Below are 21157 nucleotides of genomic sequence, written 5' to 3' on the forward strand. Positions count from 1 at the left end.
TTATTCAAATTCAACCACCTAAGACACCTGAGGCATCTAAGTCTAATGGCTACTTTGTACCTTTATAGTTAACATCTCTTATGCTCTTTTGCGCCACATAAGCACAAAATGCATGGAAAAAAACCGTCATTGCGAAACCGGGTTGTGCGAGTTGAAGCAATCCAAATCGTTATCCCGCCATATTCTTATCATCAAAAATACTAATATATTTAGTTTTTATATACATAATGAGATTCTTTTTTATCCACATATTACTAACAATATTAGTAATCTATAAATAAAAAAAGCCTGAACGATTGTCCAGGCTTTAACTAAAAAAATAATCAGGTGTTGAAAGCGCTATTGCTTAACAATCTTGAATTCGGTTCTTCTGTTTAACTGATGTTCTGCATCATTACATTCAACACCATTGGCACAACGGTTTAACAATTGAGTTTCACCATAGCCTTTAGCGGTAATGCGATTTTTATCAATGCCTTTTGAGATGATGTATTGCACAGCCGATTCTGCCCTTTTCTGAGAAAGTTTGAGGTTATAAGCATCTTTACCGCGACTATCAGTATGTGAGCCCAACTCAATCCAAATGGTTGGATTTTCGTTCATGATCTTCACCAGCTTATCTAATTCTGTGGCGGCATCTGGCCTGATATTCCAGTGATCAAAATCATAATAGATATTTTCCAGTCTGATGGCTTTATTGATTTCAATCTGATCCAGGTAAAGATCCTGAACCAAGACTTCAGAACTGGTTAATCCAATGGTTGCCAGGTTTTCTACATCCGAACGATAGCCGGTTTTACCTGCTGAAACATTATATTCTGACTCTTTTGACAGGTTAAACTGATATGCACCGTTATCATCTGTTTCAGTTTTCATTGTTGAGCCATTAACTTTGGCCAGTGCAACCAATGCCGCAGCAATGGGCTCATTTGTTTTTTTATTAAATACCCGACCGGTTAAATTGAAGGCCAGAATCTGTTTTTGATGAATAGTATAAATGTCATCATTACCCAATCCATTATTTCGGTTGGAAGATAAATAAACAATCCCTCCGGCATCATTCAGGCTAAAGCCGAAATCGTCTTGTGGTGAGTTGAAGGGATAGCCCAGATTCTCAATTTTACCGATGCTGCTTCCTGCTCTCCAGGCTCTGAAAACATCCAATCCTCCCATTCCTACCCGACCGTCGCTAGAGAAATAAAAGTTATTCTTAGCATCAAAAACCGGGCTTCTATCGTTTCCTTCAGTGTTAATTTCCTTTAAATTAATTGGTTTTCCCCAATCGCCGGCAGCTGTTTTCTCACATACATATATATCTGTTCCTCCCTTTCCTCCAGGCATATTGGAGGCGAAATACAGGCTTTCCCCATCAGTTGTAATAAAGGGATCACCTACGGAATATTCATTTACATTGTTATATGCAAAAGCTACGGGTTCAGTCCAGTTTCCATCCGCATCTTGCGTACTGCTATAAATTTCTACATTTACTGTGCTGGGCTTGTTTTTAACCTTCTCCAAATCATCTGGAATACGGGTTAGTGTAAAATACATCGTTTTATAGTCGGCGGTAAAACTTGCCGATCCAACGTGATACCTGGTTCCGGTTTTGATAGGAAATAACTGAATATCTGCTGTTGCGTTGGATTTTAAATACAATTTAAGGTAGCCATTGCCCGTCCAGCCATAAATCTTCTTATTGGGGGTTTTAGCGCCATCAAATTTTAGAAAAGGGTTAGTTTCTTTAGATTCAAGGCCCGTGTTGGTACGGTCGGAGGTGAATACAACGCCTTCCTTAAACTTCACAGCTCCCCAATCTGATTGTGCACTGTTTAAAGCTTTCTGGTTAATCAGTTCAACTGATTTAGGATATTTCATCCATTTCAATGCCGAATCGCAGGAAGCTACCCAAGCCTCCTGAAGTTGTACGGAAACATCCTTCTTTTTATCGATATAATTCAGGTATTGTGCTTTGGCTTCGCTGTACTTAGAATTGTTCTGCAAAGCCTTAGCATAGCCCAATATATTATCAGATTTGCTACCTGGCATTTTGGATGCAATGGCATACCAGCTTTCTGCCTGTACATAATTGTTCATGAGGCTATAGGCATTGGCCAAACGTTCTGCAGCATGAAGTGTATTCTCTTTTTTATAAGCCTGTTCATACAAATCTATGGCTTTACTGTAATTGTAAAGTTCATATTGTTTATCGGCTTCTTTCAATACATACTGCGCATGACCCTGAAAAGTGATATGGAGCAAGAAAAAAGTACAAAGGCCTAGTAAAAATCTCTTCATAATATGATTTAGATATGGGATGAAAGCTTGTTAAAATACGCGTGGTGTAGCCAACCTTACATTGATTGGAATGAAAGAATAGGCAATTGAAATCTCATGTGTACCGCCACTATAGCCTTGCAACGGGCCAACGGAGAAATCATAGGCATAACCGATTCTGATTTTCTCGGAAGGGAAAAGTTGTATGGCAGCAACGGCAGAATTTCTGGGGGTTAAATCTTTTTGAAGATAGCTCTTATCATATAATTTAACTCCTGTACGGTACGAGCCACCAATCCAAACCGCATCTCTAATCATTAAAAACGCATTTAGATCTAAACTGGTTGGGCCACCACGATCATCTTTAAGCAGGAAAGAAGGTTTAACCTGAAAATCTTCATTGATAGGGAAAAGTGCTCCGGCAGTAAGATAGTAATGTGGTTTAGGCTGTGCGATGAAAGCATAACGATCAATATCTACATATTGTGCAATCAGGTTGTCAGCAGAGAACCCGGCAAAAAAACGGTCGTTCGCAAAATAAACTCCAGCCCTTGCATCTGGCACAATAGTGCTTTGCATACCTACTGGCTGATTAGGCTCAGGATTATTCGGATTTAACATTGATCCATCAACACCCAGCTGAACTACACCAACACCTAAGCCCAGCGCCAATCGGGAAGTACCATCGTCATTCATAGGGATACGATAGGCATAGTTACCATAAATGCTCTGATTGTTTTGTGCCCCCAGTTTATCGCTGGCCACCTGCAAAGCCAGTCCTACGTTTCCATTATTTGCAATCGCATCAACCGCTAAAGACATTGTTTTTGGCGCACCGGTAACACCTGTCCACTGGGTACGATAAAAACCGTGCACATTGAGCACTTCTTTATAACCTGCATAGGCAGGATTAATGTAAATGCCATTGAACATGTACTGGCTAAACTGAGCATCCTGTTGCGCGAACGAGCGATTAGCTGCAAACGAGAACAAAGCCATTGTTAACATTAATATTTTCTTCATCTTTCAATATCTAAAAGGGAAACCAGTTTTTACATTGGCTTCCCCAAGCCCTTTATTTAGTTTTTAAATGCTCTAATTAATGTGATGTATCCTTTTAACACGTCGAAATCTGCACTACCAGCCCTTCTTACTCTTAATAAATAGTAATAAGTCCCTTCGTTCAATCCCTCACCCGTCCAGTTGTTCTGGTATCCTTTAGCATGGAATACCTCATTACCCCAACGGTTGATGATTCGGATTTCATTTTCCTGATATTGGTTCAAGCCCAAAATCTCAAATGCATCGTTAATACCATCGCCATTTGGCGTAAATAAGTTAGGCACAGTAATACCGATAAAGTTTGCCGTTAAGGTTACTGAAGCCACATTGGTTTCATATCCGTAAGCGTCTTTTACTTTATAGGTGAAAGAATCCTCACCGGTATAACCCGGTTGAGGGATATAGGTGATTGTACCATCGGCATTTACTTTTACTGTACCGTGTGCTGGTTGTTTAACCACTTCTACCGTTAACTTATCTAGCGTTGAGTTTCCTGGATCATCGTTTGATAATACATTGATTACAATTGGTGCATTCGCAGCTGTTCCTGCAACATCATCTACTGCCTTTGGCGATTTAGGGAAACTAATTACCGTTGGTGTATTGTTATTATCTGCTGTTCCGGATACATCACTAACATTGGCACCAGTAGTTGTTTTGGCGTTAACTGTTGCCGTATTGCTGGTTGTACCCAGGTCTTTATCGGCTTGTGTTAAAGTGTAAACCTCTACATGATTTACTGTAGCACCCGGTGCCAACCCTCCATTTACGGCAATTGCTTTATTGGTAATGCCCAATTTCGCATCGGTAAGGGTTATTGTACTTAAAGTGATGCTTCCCGTATTTTTAATATTGAAGGTATAAGTAATCTGGTTTCCACTGAAGGTAGCCGTTTTAACTAAGGCTACTGATGAGTTGGAATTCACCAGCGTAACAGTTGGTGTATTGTTATTTTCAGCTGTTCCCGAAACATCAGTAATGGTGATGTTAGCAGGTGTTTGGCCGGATATAGTTGCTGTGTTGGTCACTGCCCCTGCATCTCTGTCTGCCTGAGTAATGGTGTAAACATAGCTATCGGTCACACTTGCGCCCGGTGCCAAAGTACCTGGGATCAGCCTGTCTAAACCTAATTTAGGATCCGTTAAAGTAATGATGTGTAAAGTAACATTACCTGTATTTTTAACAATGAAGCTGTAGGTAATGCTATTGCCATCTGCACTTAAAGTACCTGTTTTTACCAGGGTAAGGGTTGATGCAGTTACAATTGGTGTTATTGTTGCATCATCAGGCGCAGCCGTTGTAGGGTCGTCTGATTTGGGTTTAGTCAAGGTGCCACCATTAGGCGTTTGCGCGCTTGCAGCTGCCTGATTGCTGAATGAACCCTGGTTTACCTCTGTCAAGGTAACCGTATGTTTAGCAGTTACCGTTATGCTTGCTCCTGGTAATAAAGTAGCGACACTTGCCGGAAGAATAGAACCTGCATCGGCACCAGCATCGGTAACGGCAATGTTGGTTAAACTAACATTACCCGTATTGGTTACCACAATGTTGTAATTGATTACATCGCCAGTTTTACTCACTGTGTTGGTAGCCACTTTGGTTAGGCGCATTGATGGATTTGCAGTTAATGAAGTTACCGTTGCATCGTTTGCTGCCGGTGTAGATGGATCATCTGATACCTTAACTACATCTCTTCCCTGAGGATCTTTAGCCGCAGCACTCGCCTGGTTGGTTACTTTTCCGGCATTCACATCTGCCTGCGTTAACACATGGCTTGCAGTAAGGGTAACCGAAGCCCCTGGAGCCAGTGTAGCAATTGGTAAGCCGGAAACGGTAGCATTTACGTCTGTTACCACAATATTACTAAGGGTTACATTGCCCGTGTTGGTTACCTTCAGGTTATAATTTAATACTGCCCCGGCAACTGTAGGTACCGTACCGCTGATTGATTTTTCGAACGTAAATGATGCTGTTGTAGTTAAATTCGTAACGGTTGCATCGTTTGCTGCTGGTGTAGACGGATCATCGGATACCTTAACAATATCTCTTCCCTGAGGATCTTTAGCTATTGCATTGGCCTGATTCGTTACTTTTCCACTATTGATATCTGTCTGAGTTAATACATGACTGGCCGTAAGGGTAACTGAAGCACCCGGAGCCAGTGTAGCAATTGGCGACCCGCTTACTGTTGCATTTACATCCGTTACCACGATATTGCGTAAAGTCACATTACCAGTATTGGTTACTTTTAGGTTGTAATTTAATACCCCTCCTGCAACTGTTGGTACAGTACCATTCGTTACTTTCTCAAAAGTGAATGCTGGCGATGAAACTAAAGTGGTTACTGTTGGAACATCATTTGTTTTATCGGTTCCTGAAACATCTTTAATTGCATTTCCTGTTGGTGTTTTAGCAGTTGCCGATGCGGAGTTGCTAAATACACCTGCATCTTTATCTGCCTGCGATAATGTGTATGCAGCAGTTGTAGATACACTCTGACCGATAGCTAACGTACCGCCGATAGTTTTGTTTAGCCCCAGCTTGCTATCGATCACCACTACATCAGTTAAATCGGTATTTCCTGTATTGGTAATGGTGAAGGTATAGTTAATCGTATTGCCATCTGCGCTTAATACACCGGTTTTTACCAAAGCCATACCACCTTTAAGCACAGGTGTATTTACACTTGTTGTATTATCTGCCAAATCGGGATCTGTTGTTCCTGATGCAGGCGTAATAGAAACCCGGTTGGTTAACAATCCTGTAAAGTTTGCATTTACTTTCGCATTAACGATTAAGGTAACCGATTGACCTGCGATTAGATTAGTGGCTATGGTATAAGTTTTTGCGCTTGCGTCATAAATACCGCCGGCTGCCTGATAGGTTACATTTTCTAAACCTGCCGGCAAGTTTTCCGTTAGTCCGATTACCTTACCTGCTAAAATGGTGGCAGGTCCGTTGTTTTTAATGGTAATGGTGTAACTGATGCTTTCATTGTTCTCTACCCCTACTTTATTGGCAATTTTAGTTACTGACAAATCAGTAATCCAATCAGGTACAACTACCGTTACACTCGCTGTTTCTGATTTTGCAGCGTCTAACTTATCTGTAATTTTATATTGAAGCGTATAAGTTCCCGGAATGGTTCCAGCGGCAACGTTTACTGATCCGGTGGCAGGATTAATGCTTACACCTGCATGGGTAGTAGAAATTTGCGTGATGTTAACCGCAGCTACAGTGGCAGTAGACGAACCATTGTACGTATCGTTCAATAATACATTGGCTACTGCTACACCACCTGCAAAACCATTGACTGTCCCGTTGTCATCATTGGCCACAATTGCGCCCGAAGTTACGGTTACAGTTGCATTGGCAGTTTTGGTTTGCCCCGGATTTAACTTATCCTCTATCTGGTAAACTACTGTATATGTTCCAACAGGTGTGCTTGGTGCTACAATTACTTTTCCTGTGCTTAGCTCTAAAGTAACATTTGGATGAGTAGTAGAAACCTGAGTTAAGTTCACATTGCTCAATGTAGCCGGATTACCATTGTAAGTATCGTTAACTAATACGTTGGCAATTGCAGTACCACCGGTATGCGCGTTCGTAATACCCGAATCACCGTTAGCTGCCAGTACAGGTGCCTCAACTGTAATGGTAACAGTAGCTGTTGTGGTTTGACCAGGGTTAAGTTTATCTTCAATTTGGTAAACTAAAGTATAAGTTCCTGCAGGTGTATTTGGAGCCACATTTATGGCACCAGTACTTACATCAAGTGATAAACCCGGATTCGTTGTAGAAACCAAACTTAAATTAACGTTATTAAGAGAGGCCGGGCTTGAGCCGTTGTAAGTATCGTTCGCTAAGACATTAGCTACAGCTGTTCCACCATTTACCCCATTAACGGTTCCGTGATCTGCATTGGCAACCATCGCCGGAGCAGCTACCGTAACTTCAACACTTGCCGTTTTGGTTTGACCAGGATTTAATTTATCCTCTATTTGATAAACGACTGTATAGGTTCCTGCAGGCGTGTTTGGCGCAACATTTATCTTCCCTGAGGTCACATCCAAGGTTACATTTGGATTATCGGTAGAAACCTGAGATAAATTAACGTTCGTTAATAGCGCAGGACTCACGCCGTTATAGGTATCATTTGCCAATACATTTGGTACGGCTGTTCCGCCTAATAATCCATTTACTGAACCGTTATCTGTGTTTGCTACTAATTGTGGCGCAGAAACCGTTACGGTTACCGAAGCTGTTTTAGTCGATCCAGGATTTAAAATATCCTCAATTTGATAAACTAATTGATAAGTTCCGGCTGGTGTATTCGGAGCAACATTAACTTTTCCTGTTGTTGTTTCTAAAGTAACCTTTGGTTCATCAGTTGATACCTGGGTTAACTTAACCTGACTTAATGTAGCCTGTACGCCATTGTAAGAATCGTTTGCCAATACATTATTCACAGCCGTTCCACCAGTATAGCCGTTGGCTAAGCCAGTATCGTTTGCAGCTACCAATAATGGCGCAGCTACCACAACGGTTACACTCGCAGTTTTGGTTTGACCAGGATTTAGCTGATCTTCAATTTGATAAACCAAGGTATAGGTACCAGCTGGTGTATTGGGTGCCACAACGATTGCTCCTGTTGTGGTATTTAAGGAAACATTTGGATGGTCAGTTGAAACCTGACTTAAAATGACATTTACCAATAATGCCGGACTAACACCATTATAAGTATCATTTGCCAATACATTTGGTACGGCAATGCCACCATCAAAGCCATTTGCAGCACCATTATCTGCATTTGCAGTCATCACTGGCGCATCTACCGTTACTGTTGCATCAGCCTGTTTGGTTAATCCCGGATTTAATTGATCAATGATTTCGTATTTAACTACATAAGTTCCAGCCTTCGTATTCGGCAATACATTTACTTTTCCTGTAGTTACATCTAATGTTATGTTGGTATTGGTTGTAGAAACCTGTTTTAAAGTAACGGTACTTAAAGTTGCGGTTGCCCCATTATAAGTATCATTAACTAAAACATTGCTGATGGCTGTTCCTCCAGTAACACCATTCATTGTTCCATTATCGGCATTTGCGGCCATTGCTGGTGCGGTTACCGTAACGATTACACTGGCTTGTTTAACTTCAGTAGTATTTACTCTATCTGTCATCGTGTATACCAAAGTATAGGTTCCTGCAGGAGTATTAGCTTCTACGCTAACTACACCTGTAGATTCGTCTAACTTAACTTTAGGATTATCCGTTGAGATTTGTTTTAAAAATACGCCTGCTAATGTTGCCGGACTATTGTTAAACAAATCATTCGTTAATACATTGGCAACCGCAGTCCCCCCAACGAAACCATTTACTGTTCCATTGTCGTTTACGGCTACCATTGGTGCAGCAGTTACGGTAATGGTAACTGTAGCCTGCTTGGTTTGTCCAGGATTTAGTTTATCCTCCATTTGGTAAACCAGCGTGTAGGTATTTTCTGGTGTACCCGCAGCCACATTTACTTTTCCAGTAGTTACATCTAAAGTAACATTTGGATTGCTGGTAGAGATCTGCGTTAATGAAACATTACTTAAAGTAGCAGCTACTCCATTATAGGTATCATTCCACAATACATTGCTAATGGCTACTCCTCCCGAAATTCCATTGATTGCTGCAGCATCATCAATTGCAACTAAAGCTGGTGCTGTAACCGTTATGGTAACACTAGCAGTTTTAATTTGACCCGGATTTAATTTATCTTCTATTTGATAAACTAAAGTATAGGTTCCAGCCGGTGTATTTGGCGCTACATGAATTGCACCAGTACTTACATCAAGGTTTAAACCAGCATGTGTCGATGAAATCAATGTTAAAGTAACCTGGTTAAGGGTAGCAGGACTTGAACCATTGTATGTATCATTGGTTAATACATTTGCAACGGCAATCCCTCCGCTAAAGCCATTAGCGGTTCCGGTGTCGCCATTGGCTGCCATAACAGGTGCCAAAACATTTACTGTAACGCTGGCCTGTTTGGTTTGGCCCGGATTCAATTTATCTTCAATCTGATATACAAGCGTATAAGTTCCAGCCGGTGTATTTGCTACAACGCTTACTTTTCCATTGGTAATATCTAAAGTTACATTTGGATGGGTACTAGAGATTTGAGTTAAATTAACATTAGTCAAAGTCGCCTGTACGCCATTGTAAAGGTCGTTCGCTAAAACATTAATAACCGCTGTTCCGCCGGCAAAGCCATTAGCAGAACCATTATCTAAAGTAGCTAATAATGCCGGAGCCGATACACTAACCACAACTTCAGCTGTTTTAGTTTGGCCCGGGTTTAATTTATCCTCGATCTGATAAACTACAGTATATGTTCCTGCTGGTGTATTTGGAGCCACATTTACTTTTCCGGTAGCTACATCAAGGCTCACTTTTGGACTGGTAGTTGAAATTTGGCTTAACACAACAGTTGCTAAAGAAGCTTGTGCTCCATTATAGCTGTCGTTAGCTAAAGCATCCGCTACTGCGGTTCCACCTACTAGTCCGTTTGCTGACCCCGAGTCATCAGCAGCGTTCATTACCGGAGCGGCTACGCTTACGGTTACGGTTGCTTGCTTGGTTTGACCGGGGTTTAATTTATCTTCAATTTGATAAACTACCGTATAATTTCCTGCTGGTGTATTTGGAGCAACATTTATTGCACCAGTAGTCACGTTTAGCGTTACACCATTATGGGTAGTTGAAACTTGAGTTAAAGTTACAGTACTTAAAGTAGCTGTTGATCCATTGTATGTATCATTTGATAATACATCCGAAATCGCTACACCGCCAATAAAACCATTTGCAGTACCATTGTCTGCATTGGCATCCATCAAAGGTGCATTTACAGTGACATTTACACTCGCTGTAGTTTTCTGTCCAGGGTTTAATTTGTCTTCAATCTGGTAAACTAAGGTGTAAATGCCTGCTGGTGTATTTGGAGCAACATTAACCGCTCCCGTTGTAGGATCTATAGAGACACCATTATGAGTAGTCGATACCTGAGATAAAGTTACCCGACTTAAAGTTGCAGCTACCCCATTGTATGTATCGTTTGTTAAAACATTAGTTACGGCTATCCCACCCGCAAAACCATTGGCAGAACCGTTATCGGTATTTGCTACTATAGCTGGTGCAGTAACATTTACGGTAACTGTAGCATTAGACGTTTGCGCTGGGTTAATTTTATCCTGAATCTGATAAACCAATGTATAGCTTCCTGCAGCGGTGTTGGCTGCAACATTTACCTTTCCTGTGGTTACATCCAAAGTTACTTTAGGATCAGAAGAAGAAACCAATGATAAGTTTACCTCCGCTAATGTTGCAGTAGCATTATTATAAACATCGTTAACTAATACATTCGCAAGAACTGTTCCTCCTGCAAAGCCATTAACTGAACCGGCATCGTTAGTTGCTAATATACCTGGTTCAGTTACGGTTACACTTACCGTTGCCTGTTTAACTTGTCCGGTATTTAATTTATCCTCAATTTGATAAACCACTTCATAAGTACCTGCGGCTGTTCCAGCGGCAACGTTTACTTTTCCGGAAGTTACATCTAAGGTTACCTTCGGATTGCTTGTTGAAACCTGAGTTAAATTCACCGTTGACAAGCTTGCCGCTACTCCGTTATAAGTATCATTGTTTAATACATTGGATACGGCCACGCCACCCTCAAATCCATTTACAGTTCCGTTGTCTGCAGTAGCAACAATTGCCGGCGCAGTTACCGTAATGGTTACCGTTGCTGTGGTTTTCTGTCCTGGGTTTAACTTATCTTCTATTTGGTAAACCAAAGTATAGGTTCCTGCCGGAGTATTTGGCGCTACATTTATAGCTCCGCTAGTTGGATCAAGACTTACATTACTATGGGTAGAAGAAACCTGAGCTAAGGAAACCTGAGCCGTTGTAGCTGGATTACCATTGTAAGTATCGTTTACCAAAACATTTGGTACCGCCACGCCGCCCTCAAAGCCATTTGCAGTACCCAAATCCGAGGTAGCAATCATTGCAGGTGCGGTTACCGTAACTTCTACACGAGCCGTTTTAACTTGACCCGGATTTAATTTATCTTCTATTTGATAAACTACAGTATATATTCCTGCTGGTGTCCCAGGAGCAACGTTTACTTTGCCCGTAGCTGGATCTAAAGTTACTTTGGTATTTGATGTAGATAACTGACTTAAGTTAACTGCTGCTAACGAAGCCGGGTTTCCATTGTAAGTATCATTATTTAATACATTAGCTACTGCTTCACCTCCCGAATAACCATTTGCATTACCAGTATCGTCATTTGCAGCCATTACTGGTGTAGTTACCGTTACCGTTACCACTGCTGTTTGTGTTAGTGTAGGGTTTAATTGATCAGCAATCTGATAAGTAAGTGTATATGATCCACCTTGAGTTCCAGCTGCTACGTTTACTTTTCCTGTTGAAGGATCCAAAGTTACTTTCGGATCAGAGGTAGAAACCTGCGTTAAAGTAACCGTAGTTAAGCTAGCTTGCAAACCATTATAAGTATCGTTAACCAGTACGTTATTTAATAGTGAACCACCCGTTACGCCATTTACTGAACCGGTATCATTATTGGCATCCATGGCCGGAGCAGCTACATTAACCGTTACGCTTGCCGTTTTAACCTGCGTAGGATTTAACTGATCTGCAATTTGATAAACCACAGTATAAGTTCCCGCTGGTGTTCCAGGAGCAACGTTTACTTTACCTGAAACAGGATCTAATACCACTTTAGGATTTGTAGTCGATAGCTGAGTTAAAGTAACCGTACTTAAGGTTGCCATCATGCCATTGTAAGTATCATTACTTAAAACATTTGCAACAGCCGTTCCGCCATCATAACCATTAATACTACCTGCATCAGCATCGGCTGTCATTACAGGGGCTGCTACGGTTACGGTTACGGTAGCTGTTTTGGTTTGCGAGGCAATTGGGTTTACTTTATCTTCAATTTGATAAACTAAGGTATAATCTCCTGCAGGTGTTCCTGCAGCAACATTTACCTTTCCGGAAGTTACATCTAAAGTTACTTTTGTACTTGAAGCAGATAGCTGTGTTAAGTTTACTTGCGTCAACAAGGCTGTGTTACCATTATAACTATCGTTCCCCAATACATTAGTTACGGCAGTGCCACCAGTAAAACCATTTATAGTTCCATTATCATCGCTGGCTGCAATAGATGGAGCGGTTACCGTAACTGTAATGCTGGCTTGTTTCGTTTGTCCCGGGTTTAATTTATCCTCAATCTGGTACACAACTGTATAAGTTCCGGCTGGTGTTCCTGCGGCTACATTTACACTTCCATTGCTTGGATCAAGGGTTACTTTTGGCTGTGTAGTAGAAACCTGAGTTAAAGTAATATTTGATAAAGTAGCCGGATTTCCATTGTAAGTATCATTGGTTAATACATTGGGAACAGCTACGCCACCGGTAAAACCGTTCGCAGTGCCATTATCCGCAGTGGCAACCATAGGTGCTGCATTAACAATAACCGTAGCGGTTGCCGTTTTAACTACCCCGGGATTAACTTTATCCTCAATTCTGTAAACTACATTGTAGCTTCCTGCCGGAGTATTGGCAGCAATATTCACCTTACCCGTAGTAACATCAAGTGTTATTTTTGCATCGGAAGCTGAAACGAACGTAAGGTTAACCTCGGCAAGCGTTGCAGTATTTCCGTTATACTTATCGTTAGCTAAAACGTTTGCTATGGCGGTGCCACCAGTTAAGCCATTAATGCTTTCGTTATCGTCATTGGCAATTAGCGGGGCAGCATCAACCCAAACGGTAACCGTTGCCTGCGTGCTTAGCGTTGGATTTAATTGATCCGTAATTTTATAAATAAGCGTATAGTTAGCCGAAGGCGTGCCCACCGCTACATTCACTTTACCTGTAGCAGGATCTAAGGTTACTCTGCTGTCTGATGTAGAAACCTGCGACAAGCTTACATCAGATAAAGTAGCAGGATTACCATTATATTTATCGTTAGTCAGTACATTTATCACCGCTGTGCCTCCCGTAAAGCCATTAGCCGACCCATTATCAGCATTGGCGATCATTTCAGGTGCATCAACAGTTACCGTAACGCTAGCTGTTTTCTTATCTGTTGGATTTAATCTATCCGTAATCTGATAATTTAAAATGTAACTTCCTGCCTGAGTATTGGCCGCAACATTCACTTTACCTGTATTTACATCCAGGCTTACCTTCGGATTTGAAGTAGACAATTGGGCCAGACTTACCTCTGATAACGTAGCCGCAGTACCATTGTACGTATCATTCCATAATACATTAGATACTGCCTCTCCACCTGTTAATCCATTAACAGAACCTGCATCATTAGAGGCTATCATACCCGGTAAATTAACAGTTACGGTTACTGTGGCTGTTTTGGTTAAAAGTGGATTTAATTTATCTGCAATCTGATAAGTTAAAGTATAGTTGCCCGCTGGTGTGTTTGCAGCTACCTTCACATCTCCCGTATTTAAATCAAGGGTTACATTTGCATCTGAAGCGGAAACAAATGTTAAGTTTACATTACTTAATGTAGCTGCTGCACCATCATAAGTATCGTTAGATAAAACATTGGTTACAGCTGTTCCACCCTCAAAGCCATTAATGGCTCCGTTATCTGCATTGGCAGCCATAACTGGTGCAGTTACCGTAACCGTTGCTTCTGCCTGCGAAACCTTCGATGCATCTAGTAAATCAGTGATGGTATAAACTACTTTATAGGTACCTGCAGGCGTATTAGCTGCCACATTTACTTTACCTGTTGTAATATCCAGGTTAACCTTGGCATGCTCAGAAGAAACCTGGACAAGCTTAACATTGGTTAAAGTAGCTTGTTGTCCATTATTAACTTCATCATTGATGAGTACATTGTTTATTGCTGTACCTCCGTTTAACCCGCCAATTGAGCCTGAATCATTTTTGGCCAGGATTGCGCCACCACTTACCGTTACTGTAATTCTACCATTCGATGATTGTGTAACATCCAGCTTATCTACAATTTTATAATCAATGGTGTAAACTTTTGCGGGTGTATTTGCAGCTACATTAACAGCGCCTTTTGAAAGATCAATCGTGATTTTACCATTGCTATCATTGGCCACTTCCGAAAAAGTCACATCAGCTAAAGTTGCGCTATTAGCTATTCCATTGTATGTATCATTGCTTAATATATTAACAACAGCTTCTCCACCTGAGGTGTTAGTCGAGCCCGAATCGTTTTTAGCGACAATGGCACCATTGCTTACTGTTATTACAGCATCGGCTGATGAGGTTTTAGTTCCATCTAACTTATCGGTAATCGTATAATTAATGGTATAACTGCCTGCAGGTGTTCCGGTAGCTACAGTAACTTCTCCTGTTGTAGTGTTTAAAGTTACTTTTCCTGAGCTGTTATTACTGTTTTGGGTAATCGTTACGTTAGAAGACGTAGCCGAATTCGCCACACCGTTATATGTATCGTTGTTCAATACTGAAGCAATTGCCTGCCCACCTGAAGTGGCGTTTGCAGAACCGGCATCTGCAACAGCGGTAATGGCACCATTGGTTACCGTCACTTTAGCATCTGCTGATGAGGTTTTAGTTCCATCCAACTTATCGGTAATCGTATAATTAATGGTATAAGTGCCTACTGGTGTTCCGGCAGCTACAGTAACTTCTCCTGTTGTAGTGTTTAAAGTTACTTTCCCTAAACTGTTATTACTGTTTTGGGTAATCGTTACGTTAGAAGACGTAGCCGAATTCGCCACACCGTTATATGTATCGTTGTTCAATACTGAAGCAATTGCCTGCCCACCTGAAGTGGCGTTTGCAGAACCGGCATCTGCAACAGCGGTAATGGCACCGTTCGTTACTGTAACCGTAGCATCGGCCGATGAGCTTTTAGTCATCTCCAACTTATCGGTAATCGTATAATTAATGGTATAAATACCTACTGGTGTTCCAGCAGCTACAGTAACTTCTCCTGTAGTAGTGTTTAAAGTTACTTTCCCTAAACTGTTATTACTGTTTTGGGTAATCGTTACATTAGAAGACGTAGCCGAATTCGCCACACCGTTATAGGTATCGTTGTTCAATACTGAAGCAATTGCCTGCCCACCTGAAGTGGCGTTTGCAGAACCGGCATCTGCAACAGCGGTGATGGCACCATTGGTTACCGTCACTTTAGCATCGGCTGATGAGGTTTTAGTTCCATCTAACTTATCGGTAATCGTATAATTAATGGTATAAATGCCTACTGGTGTTCCGGCAGCTACAGTAACTTCTCCTGTTGTGGTGTTTAAAGTTACTTTTCCTAAACTGTTATTACTGTTTTGGGTAATCGTTACGTTAGAAGAGCTAGCCGAATTCGCCACACCGTTATATGTATCGTTGCTCAATACAGAAGCAATTGCCTGACCGCCCGAAGTTGCATTCGAAGTGCCTGCATCTGCAATTGCAGCAATGGCACCATTAGCTATGGTTACGGTCACTGTAATCGGGTTAGAAACTACCCCACCCGATGTTAAGGTATATTGATAAGTATCGGTTCCGATATAACCGTTAACAGGGGTATAAGTCACCGTACCATCGCTTTGAACAACTGCAGTGCCATGTGATCCAGTGGCCAAAATGGTTACTGTTCCATTTGTAACTGCATCGTTTATTCTTACATCATAATTCTTCGGGGTATTGATTGAAGTACTAATATTATCGTTCTGGCCTGTAGGCTTAACAGTAATGGTAGCACTTTGATTAGATATGGTTTTAATGCATCCTTTATTATCATTAATGCTAATTAAATTATAAGTAAAAACACCAGCTGCGGCGGTAGATTGACTTACCGTTACCGAAGATAAACTGGTATTAATTACCTGGTTAGCACCACCATTAACGTTATAACTCAATGTAAAAGGAGCTGTGCCACTGGTTATATTGAAGGTAATATTTGGATTTGAAGCACCAATATTAACTGTTGTTGAACCTGCAATATTTGCATCAGCTATTGGACTTACGCCAATTGCCAGTGTACTGGCCGGGCTATTTCCACAACCGTTGGTTGCGATTACCGAAAGGGTACCGCCAGTTGCATTTGAAGCAAAAGTTAAAGATGCGGTATTGTTAGTGCTGCTGATCGTTACACCTGTACCACTGTAGCTCCAGATATAACCAGTAGCATCAGTAACAGCGGTAATCGAATAATTTTGACTTGAAGCAGGTGCACAAATTGCAGTATTTCCTGCTATCGTTCCTGGTGTAGCTGGTGCAGGACCAACCAATGTAGCCGAAGTAGCCGCCGATGGACAACCCGTATTCGTTACCGTAATGTTGGTGTAAGATCCAGCCGATAGATTATTCATGCTCACCGAATTGGAAGACGCAACTTGAACAATAGCCGTTTGGGCTACCCCTCCTTTATTATAGTTAATGGTATAACTCACACCATTGGTTAAACCACCAAATACAATCTTTCCGTTAGTACCCAAACAAGTAGTCGGGTTAGTTGGTGTGGTACTGCTAATTATTGGTGTTCTGGTAACACCAATAACTAATGTAGAAGCAGTGCTGTTACCACAACTATTGGTTGCAATAACCGAGAGTGTACCGCCGCTTGCGTTTGCAGCAAAAGTTAAAGATGCCGTATTGTTACTGCTATTGATAGTCACTCCCGTGCCACTGTAGCTCCAGGTATAACCGGTAGCATCAGCAACGGTAGTGATCGAATAATTTTGATTTGAAGCAGGGGCACAAATTGCCGCATTTCCGCTTATTGCTCCTGGCGCAGCTGGTGCAGGACCAACCAAAGTAGCCGAAGTAGCTGCAGAAGCACAACCGGTATTCGTTACCGTAATATTGGTATAAGATCCTGCTGACAGGTTGTTAATGGTTACCGCATTGAAAGCAGCGACTTGAACAATAGCCGTTTGGGCAACACCTCCTTTGCTGTAATTAATGGTATAACTTACACCATTCGTTAATCCGCCTAACACAATCTTTCCGTTTGTACCTAAGCAGGTAGTCGGGTTGGTTGGCGTAGTGCTGGTAATTACAGGTGTAGTCGTAATTACTTTACTACCGTTCATTGAGACAGTACAACTCGTAGAAGCATTTGTCGCAACAACCGTATAATCGCCTGCTGTTGTAGTAGCAGGAAAAGTAATTATATTGCCGGTACCTGCAACAACAGAACCTACATTGGTATTATCTCTTTTTAGCTGATAATTAACACCACTTTGGCTTCCATCTAGTCCAATAACAGTACTGGTTCCGGTACTACATAAAGAACCCGAAGCAGTTATATTGAATACTGTAGGTAATGGATTAACTGTAACATTAACAGCATCAGACATTGGGCTTGAACAGGTACTATTTCCACCTACAACACTATAACTACCTGAACTGGTTGCACTATAGGTTTCTGCCGTAGCACCAGAAATTAACACACCATTTCTATACCATTGATAAACAGTTACCCCTCCGGTACTGGATGAGGTTAAAGTAACTACAGATCCGGCACAAACTGCCGAAGGTGTACTCGGAGAAATGGTTCTTTTTGCAGGTGCTGTTCCATTAACAGTCACCGTCCATTGTCTTCTTTCTGCAGATATACATCCTCCTGCACTTACCGTCTGAATATAATAGCTAGTAGTAGTGGTTAATGCGGGAGTAGTAAAAGGTAAGGTTCCCAGATAATTTCCGTTGGTTGGATCAGAATATACGTGGTAAGTGTTGTTAGCATTATAACCCTGTATCAAATTACTCGTCAACGTTGCGGTACTTCCAGAACAAACGGTTTGCCCGGTGATAGACGATGGACTAGTCGGTACAGTATTAGAATTGGTTAAAACTACATCATCAGTAAAAGTTCCGCAACTACCTCCAGATATAGTCCATCTCAAGGTAACGCTTGAACCTGCATTAAGCCCGGTAACAGTAGTGGTATTACTCGAAGGAGTTGTGATCACAGCTCCATTTGCCGCCCCAACAATGCTCCAGCTTCCGGTATTCGTGGCTGTAGCGTTCGCAGTCATGGTGAATGTACCGCTATTACAATTGATTTTATCTACTCCTGCATTTGCACTGTTAGCAATTACATTAACGGTAACCGTAGCACGGGGTCCCTCACAACTGCCATTAGTCTGACTTACATAATATAAAAATGTTCCACCCTGTGTTCTGCTAGGTACCGGTGCATTCGCACTTCCTACTCCACCCGAATTCGTATAATAAAGAAGCGAGTAAGCCGGGTCTGTTGTTGTAGCAGTTATCGCTGTTGCAGATTGTGTAGGGTGTTGACAATAATTATATACCGCCGGTGATACATTTGGAGCAACAGATGGTGCCACTACAGCTGTATTTGAAGAACTATTATTAGTTGTATTTCCTTCCACATTAACAGGCGTAGCTGTGTCATCAGTATAAGAAACAGCTGCGGTATTTGTATACGATGTAGTTCCAGAAGGAGCTTTCAAAGTCATTGTAATGGGATTCGCATCGGTAATACCCGCCCCTAAAGCCACGTTCGACTTATAAAAGGTGTAAGTTCTGGCGTTAGGTGCCGTTCCCGTAATAACAGGGCCGGTCCAGCCAGCGTGGCTTTCACTTACTACCGTATAGTTGGCAGGAACACTAACATTTACACTGTATCTCCGGTTTGTGGTAGTGGTTGCTGTTGAAGCCGACAAATTAGTAACCGTGTAGGTGTAGGTATTTCCATTAGTTAAATCCAAACAAGGATTGTTAATAGTAGAATTGAGCGTTAAATCTACACCTGATGAATAAATCGGAGTTTCAACAATAGAGGTATTATTATCTAAGTCCTGATCAGTAATATCAGTCGGCATCACCACCACCTTATTCAGAATTTTATTCCCAACAGGCATGGTTGCTCCTGCCTTGAAAGTACCGTTCACGGTAATTGTACCCGTAGAATTCTTGGCCAGGTTTAATGTGGCAGCAAAGTTGTTTGCAGCAGAGGAAGAAGGCATTAAAGTTCCTCCGCTAAAGCCCGAATAACTAATGCTGTTTATCGAATAATCTGATACAGGATAAACTGCTCCGTCAGCATTCTTAAGGGTATCTGTTAAATTGATATTGAACAAATCTGCCTGAGTATCGTTCACTACATCAATTTTATAATTATAATTTTGATTTGTACCTAAGGTTAGTGAGTTCTGAGTAGTTGTTTTTACCGCTCGAATATTCCCTGGTGTAGTTACCAGCAAGTTCCTGATCTCATGAAAGTTGATTCCACCACCAGTAGATGCGGCAAAACCCAGTTTTAAGTACTGCGGCGGAGCTGTCGTAGTCGTATATCTTAACAATTCCTGGAATTGCCCATTTGGAGTCTTAGTCCATCTAACAATAATTTCATATAAACCATTTACAGGTGTAATTTCGACCTGAACACGTCTGTAAAAAACAGCATCAGTTGGCCTGGTACCGGTTAGTGTATTATAATCCAATTCATCCGCAGTAGAATTTGTATTTAACTGTATCCCAGTCAAATATTTATTGGTTGGTTCTATTCCATTAACCGTTAATGGACCCGGATTAGAGGTAGTTGGTCCTCTCATCACTACAGAGTTTGGCAACAAGCCTGAACCACCATTTCTACCTTCAGTAGCATTTGAAAAGTTCCCGTACTCATCTAATCCTATCCCTACATATCCACCTGCTAAACCAGTACTTACTGGCGATGAACCACCTGTATTTGGTGCATAGCCCAATGATCCGCCTAATCCCCCTAAAGAAAAGGTAGAATTAGCATCGAATAGGAAAATACCAATACCATCAGCACCATTATAGCTATCACTATTGGTACGCCATGTCTTATATTCAAAATCGACTAATACACCAAGTGTAGTTGGAAAAGATTTATTGACATATGCATACCCTTTTTGATCTCCCAATCCCTTAGTTAGCCTCAGCCAACCGTTCCCATTCGGATCATCCCGTCCGGAAGTAAGGTAAGCTGTTCCCTGAGAACCACCTCCTCCCCCTAAAACAATGCCATTGGCATTACTGCCTTTAAAATTCTCAACGATGGTAAATTGAGCAGATACTGGTGCTAAGTTCGATACAATCAAAAAAAGTAAAACTGATAGCACACGAAAAACTAACTTAAAGCTAAACTTAGTTGAGCTCGTATTTGTTGGGTTGCTCAAAAATGATCGTGTGAGGCCACACGAATAAAGTAAAATTTTATTCATACACGGGATGTTAATGAAGATCACGCAGCATAGGGATGATGCAGACAACAATTTTTTGTAATTGCCTGCTTTTTCACGCTGTATTAAAAACTAGGTTCAAGAGCGCAGAAGAGAAGACAAATATTATGGCTCAAAGATAATATTCAAAGATGTATTTTTAATCAATAACGTTTCAAATTTGTAGTTTTAATAATACAATTAGATTTTTTTTTGACAATTATCATTAAGTAATTATTGCTGATTACACAGGGATGACGATTGGTGCATGCGAGTTCCCAAATCTGTTGACATTAATCAAACCCACACACAACCTTCAGTTGTAGATGTTCTGCACAGCTGCTCAAAAAATGATAATAAGCTGACCAACTGACTATAAACGAACAATTCTTTTGACCAGCACAGAAAAACTGCTGTAAAAGCATTTTCAGAAGTAAAAATATTTTTTATGGGTGAAATATTTATGACAGCTCATGGCTGAAGTTATCCAGGTTTTGGGAATCAAAAATCAGGTTTTAAATTTCGAATTCCTTACTATGGTAACTGAATATTGATTTCTT

Annotated in this window: 3 protein-coding genes; all 3 read right to left on the bottom strand. The window is 41.2% G+C overall.

Going from position 1 to position 21157, the window contains the following annotated elements:
* Positions 1–339: 339 nt before the first annotated feature.
* The 3 genes from BMX11_RS03715 to BMX11_RS03725 are packed head-to-tail and all read right to left on the bottom strand — an operon-like array spanning position 340 to position 20600.
* Positions 340–2295 carry an OmpA family protein gene (locus BMX11_RS03715; protein ID WP_090881561.1) on the bottom strand — a complete coding sequence of 652 codons (1956 nt, stop codon included), beginning with the start codon at positions 2293–2295 and terminating at the stop codon, positions 340–342.
* A gap of 30 nt (positions 2296–2325) precedes the next feature.
* Positions 2326–3297, bottom strand: coding sequence for a PorP/SprF family type IX secretion system membrane protein (locus BMX11_RS03720; RefSeq protein WP_090881563.1), 972 nt, complete (start codon positions 3295–3297; stop codon positions 2326–2328).
* A gap of 56 nt (positions 3298–3353) precedes the next feature.
* The gene (locus BMX11_RS03725; RefSeq protein WP_139180122.1) at positions 3354–20600 is read right to left on the bottom strand and encodes a DUF7507 domain-containing protein; all 17247 of its coding nucleotides are present in this window, start codon (positions 20598–20600) and stop codon (positions 3354–3356) included.
* Positions 20601–21157 lie beyond the last annotated feature (557 nt).

The organism is Pedobacter rhizosphaerae (assembly GCF_900111155.1).
Taxonomy (GTDB): domain Bacteria; phylum Bacteroidota; class Bacteroidia; order Sphingobacteriales; family Sphingobacteriaceae; genus Pedobacter; species Pedobacter rhizosphaerae.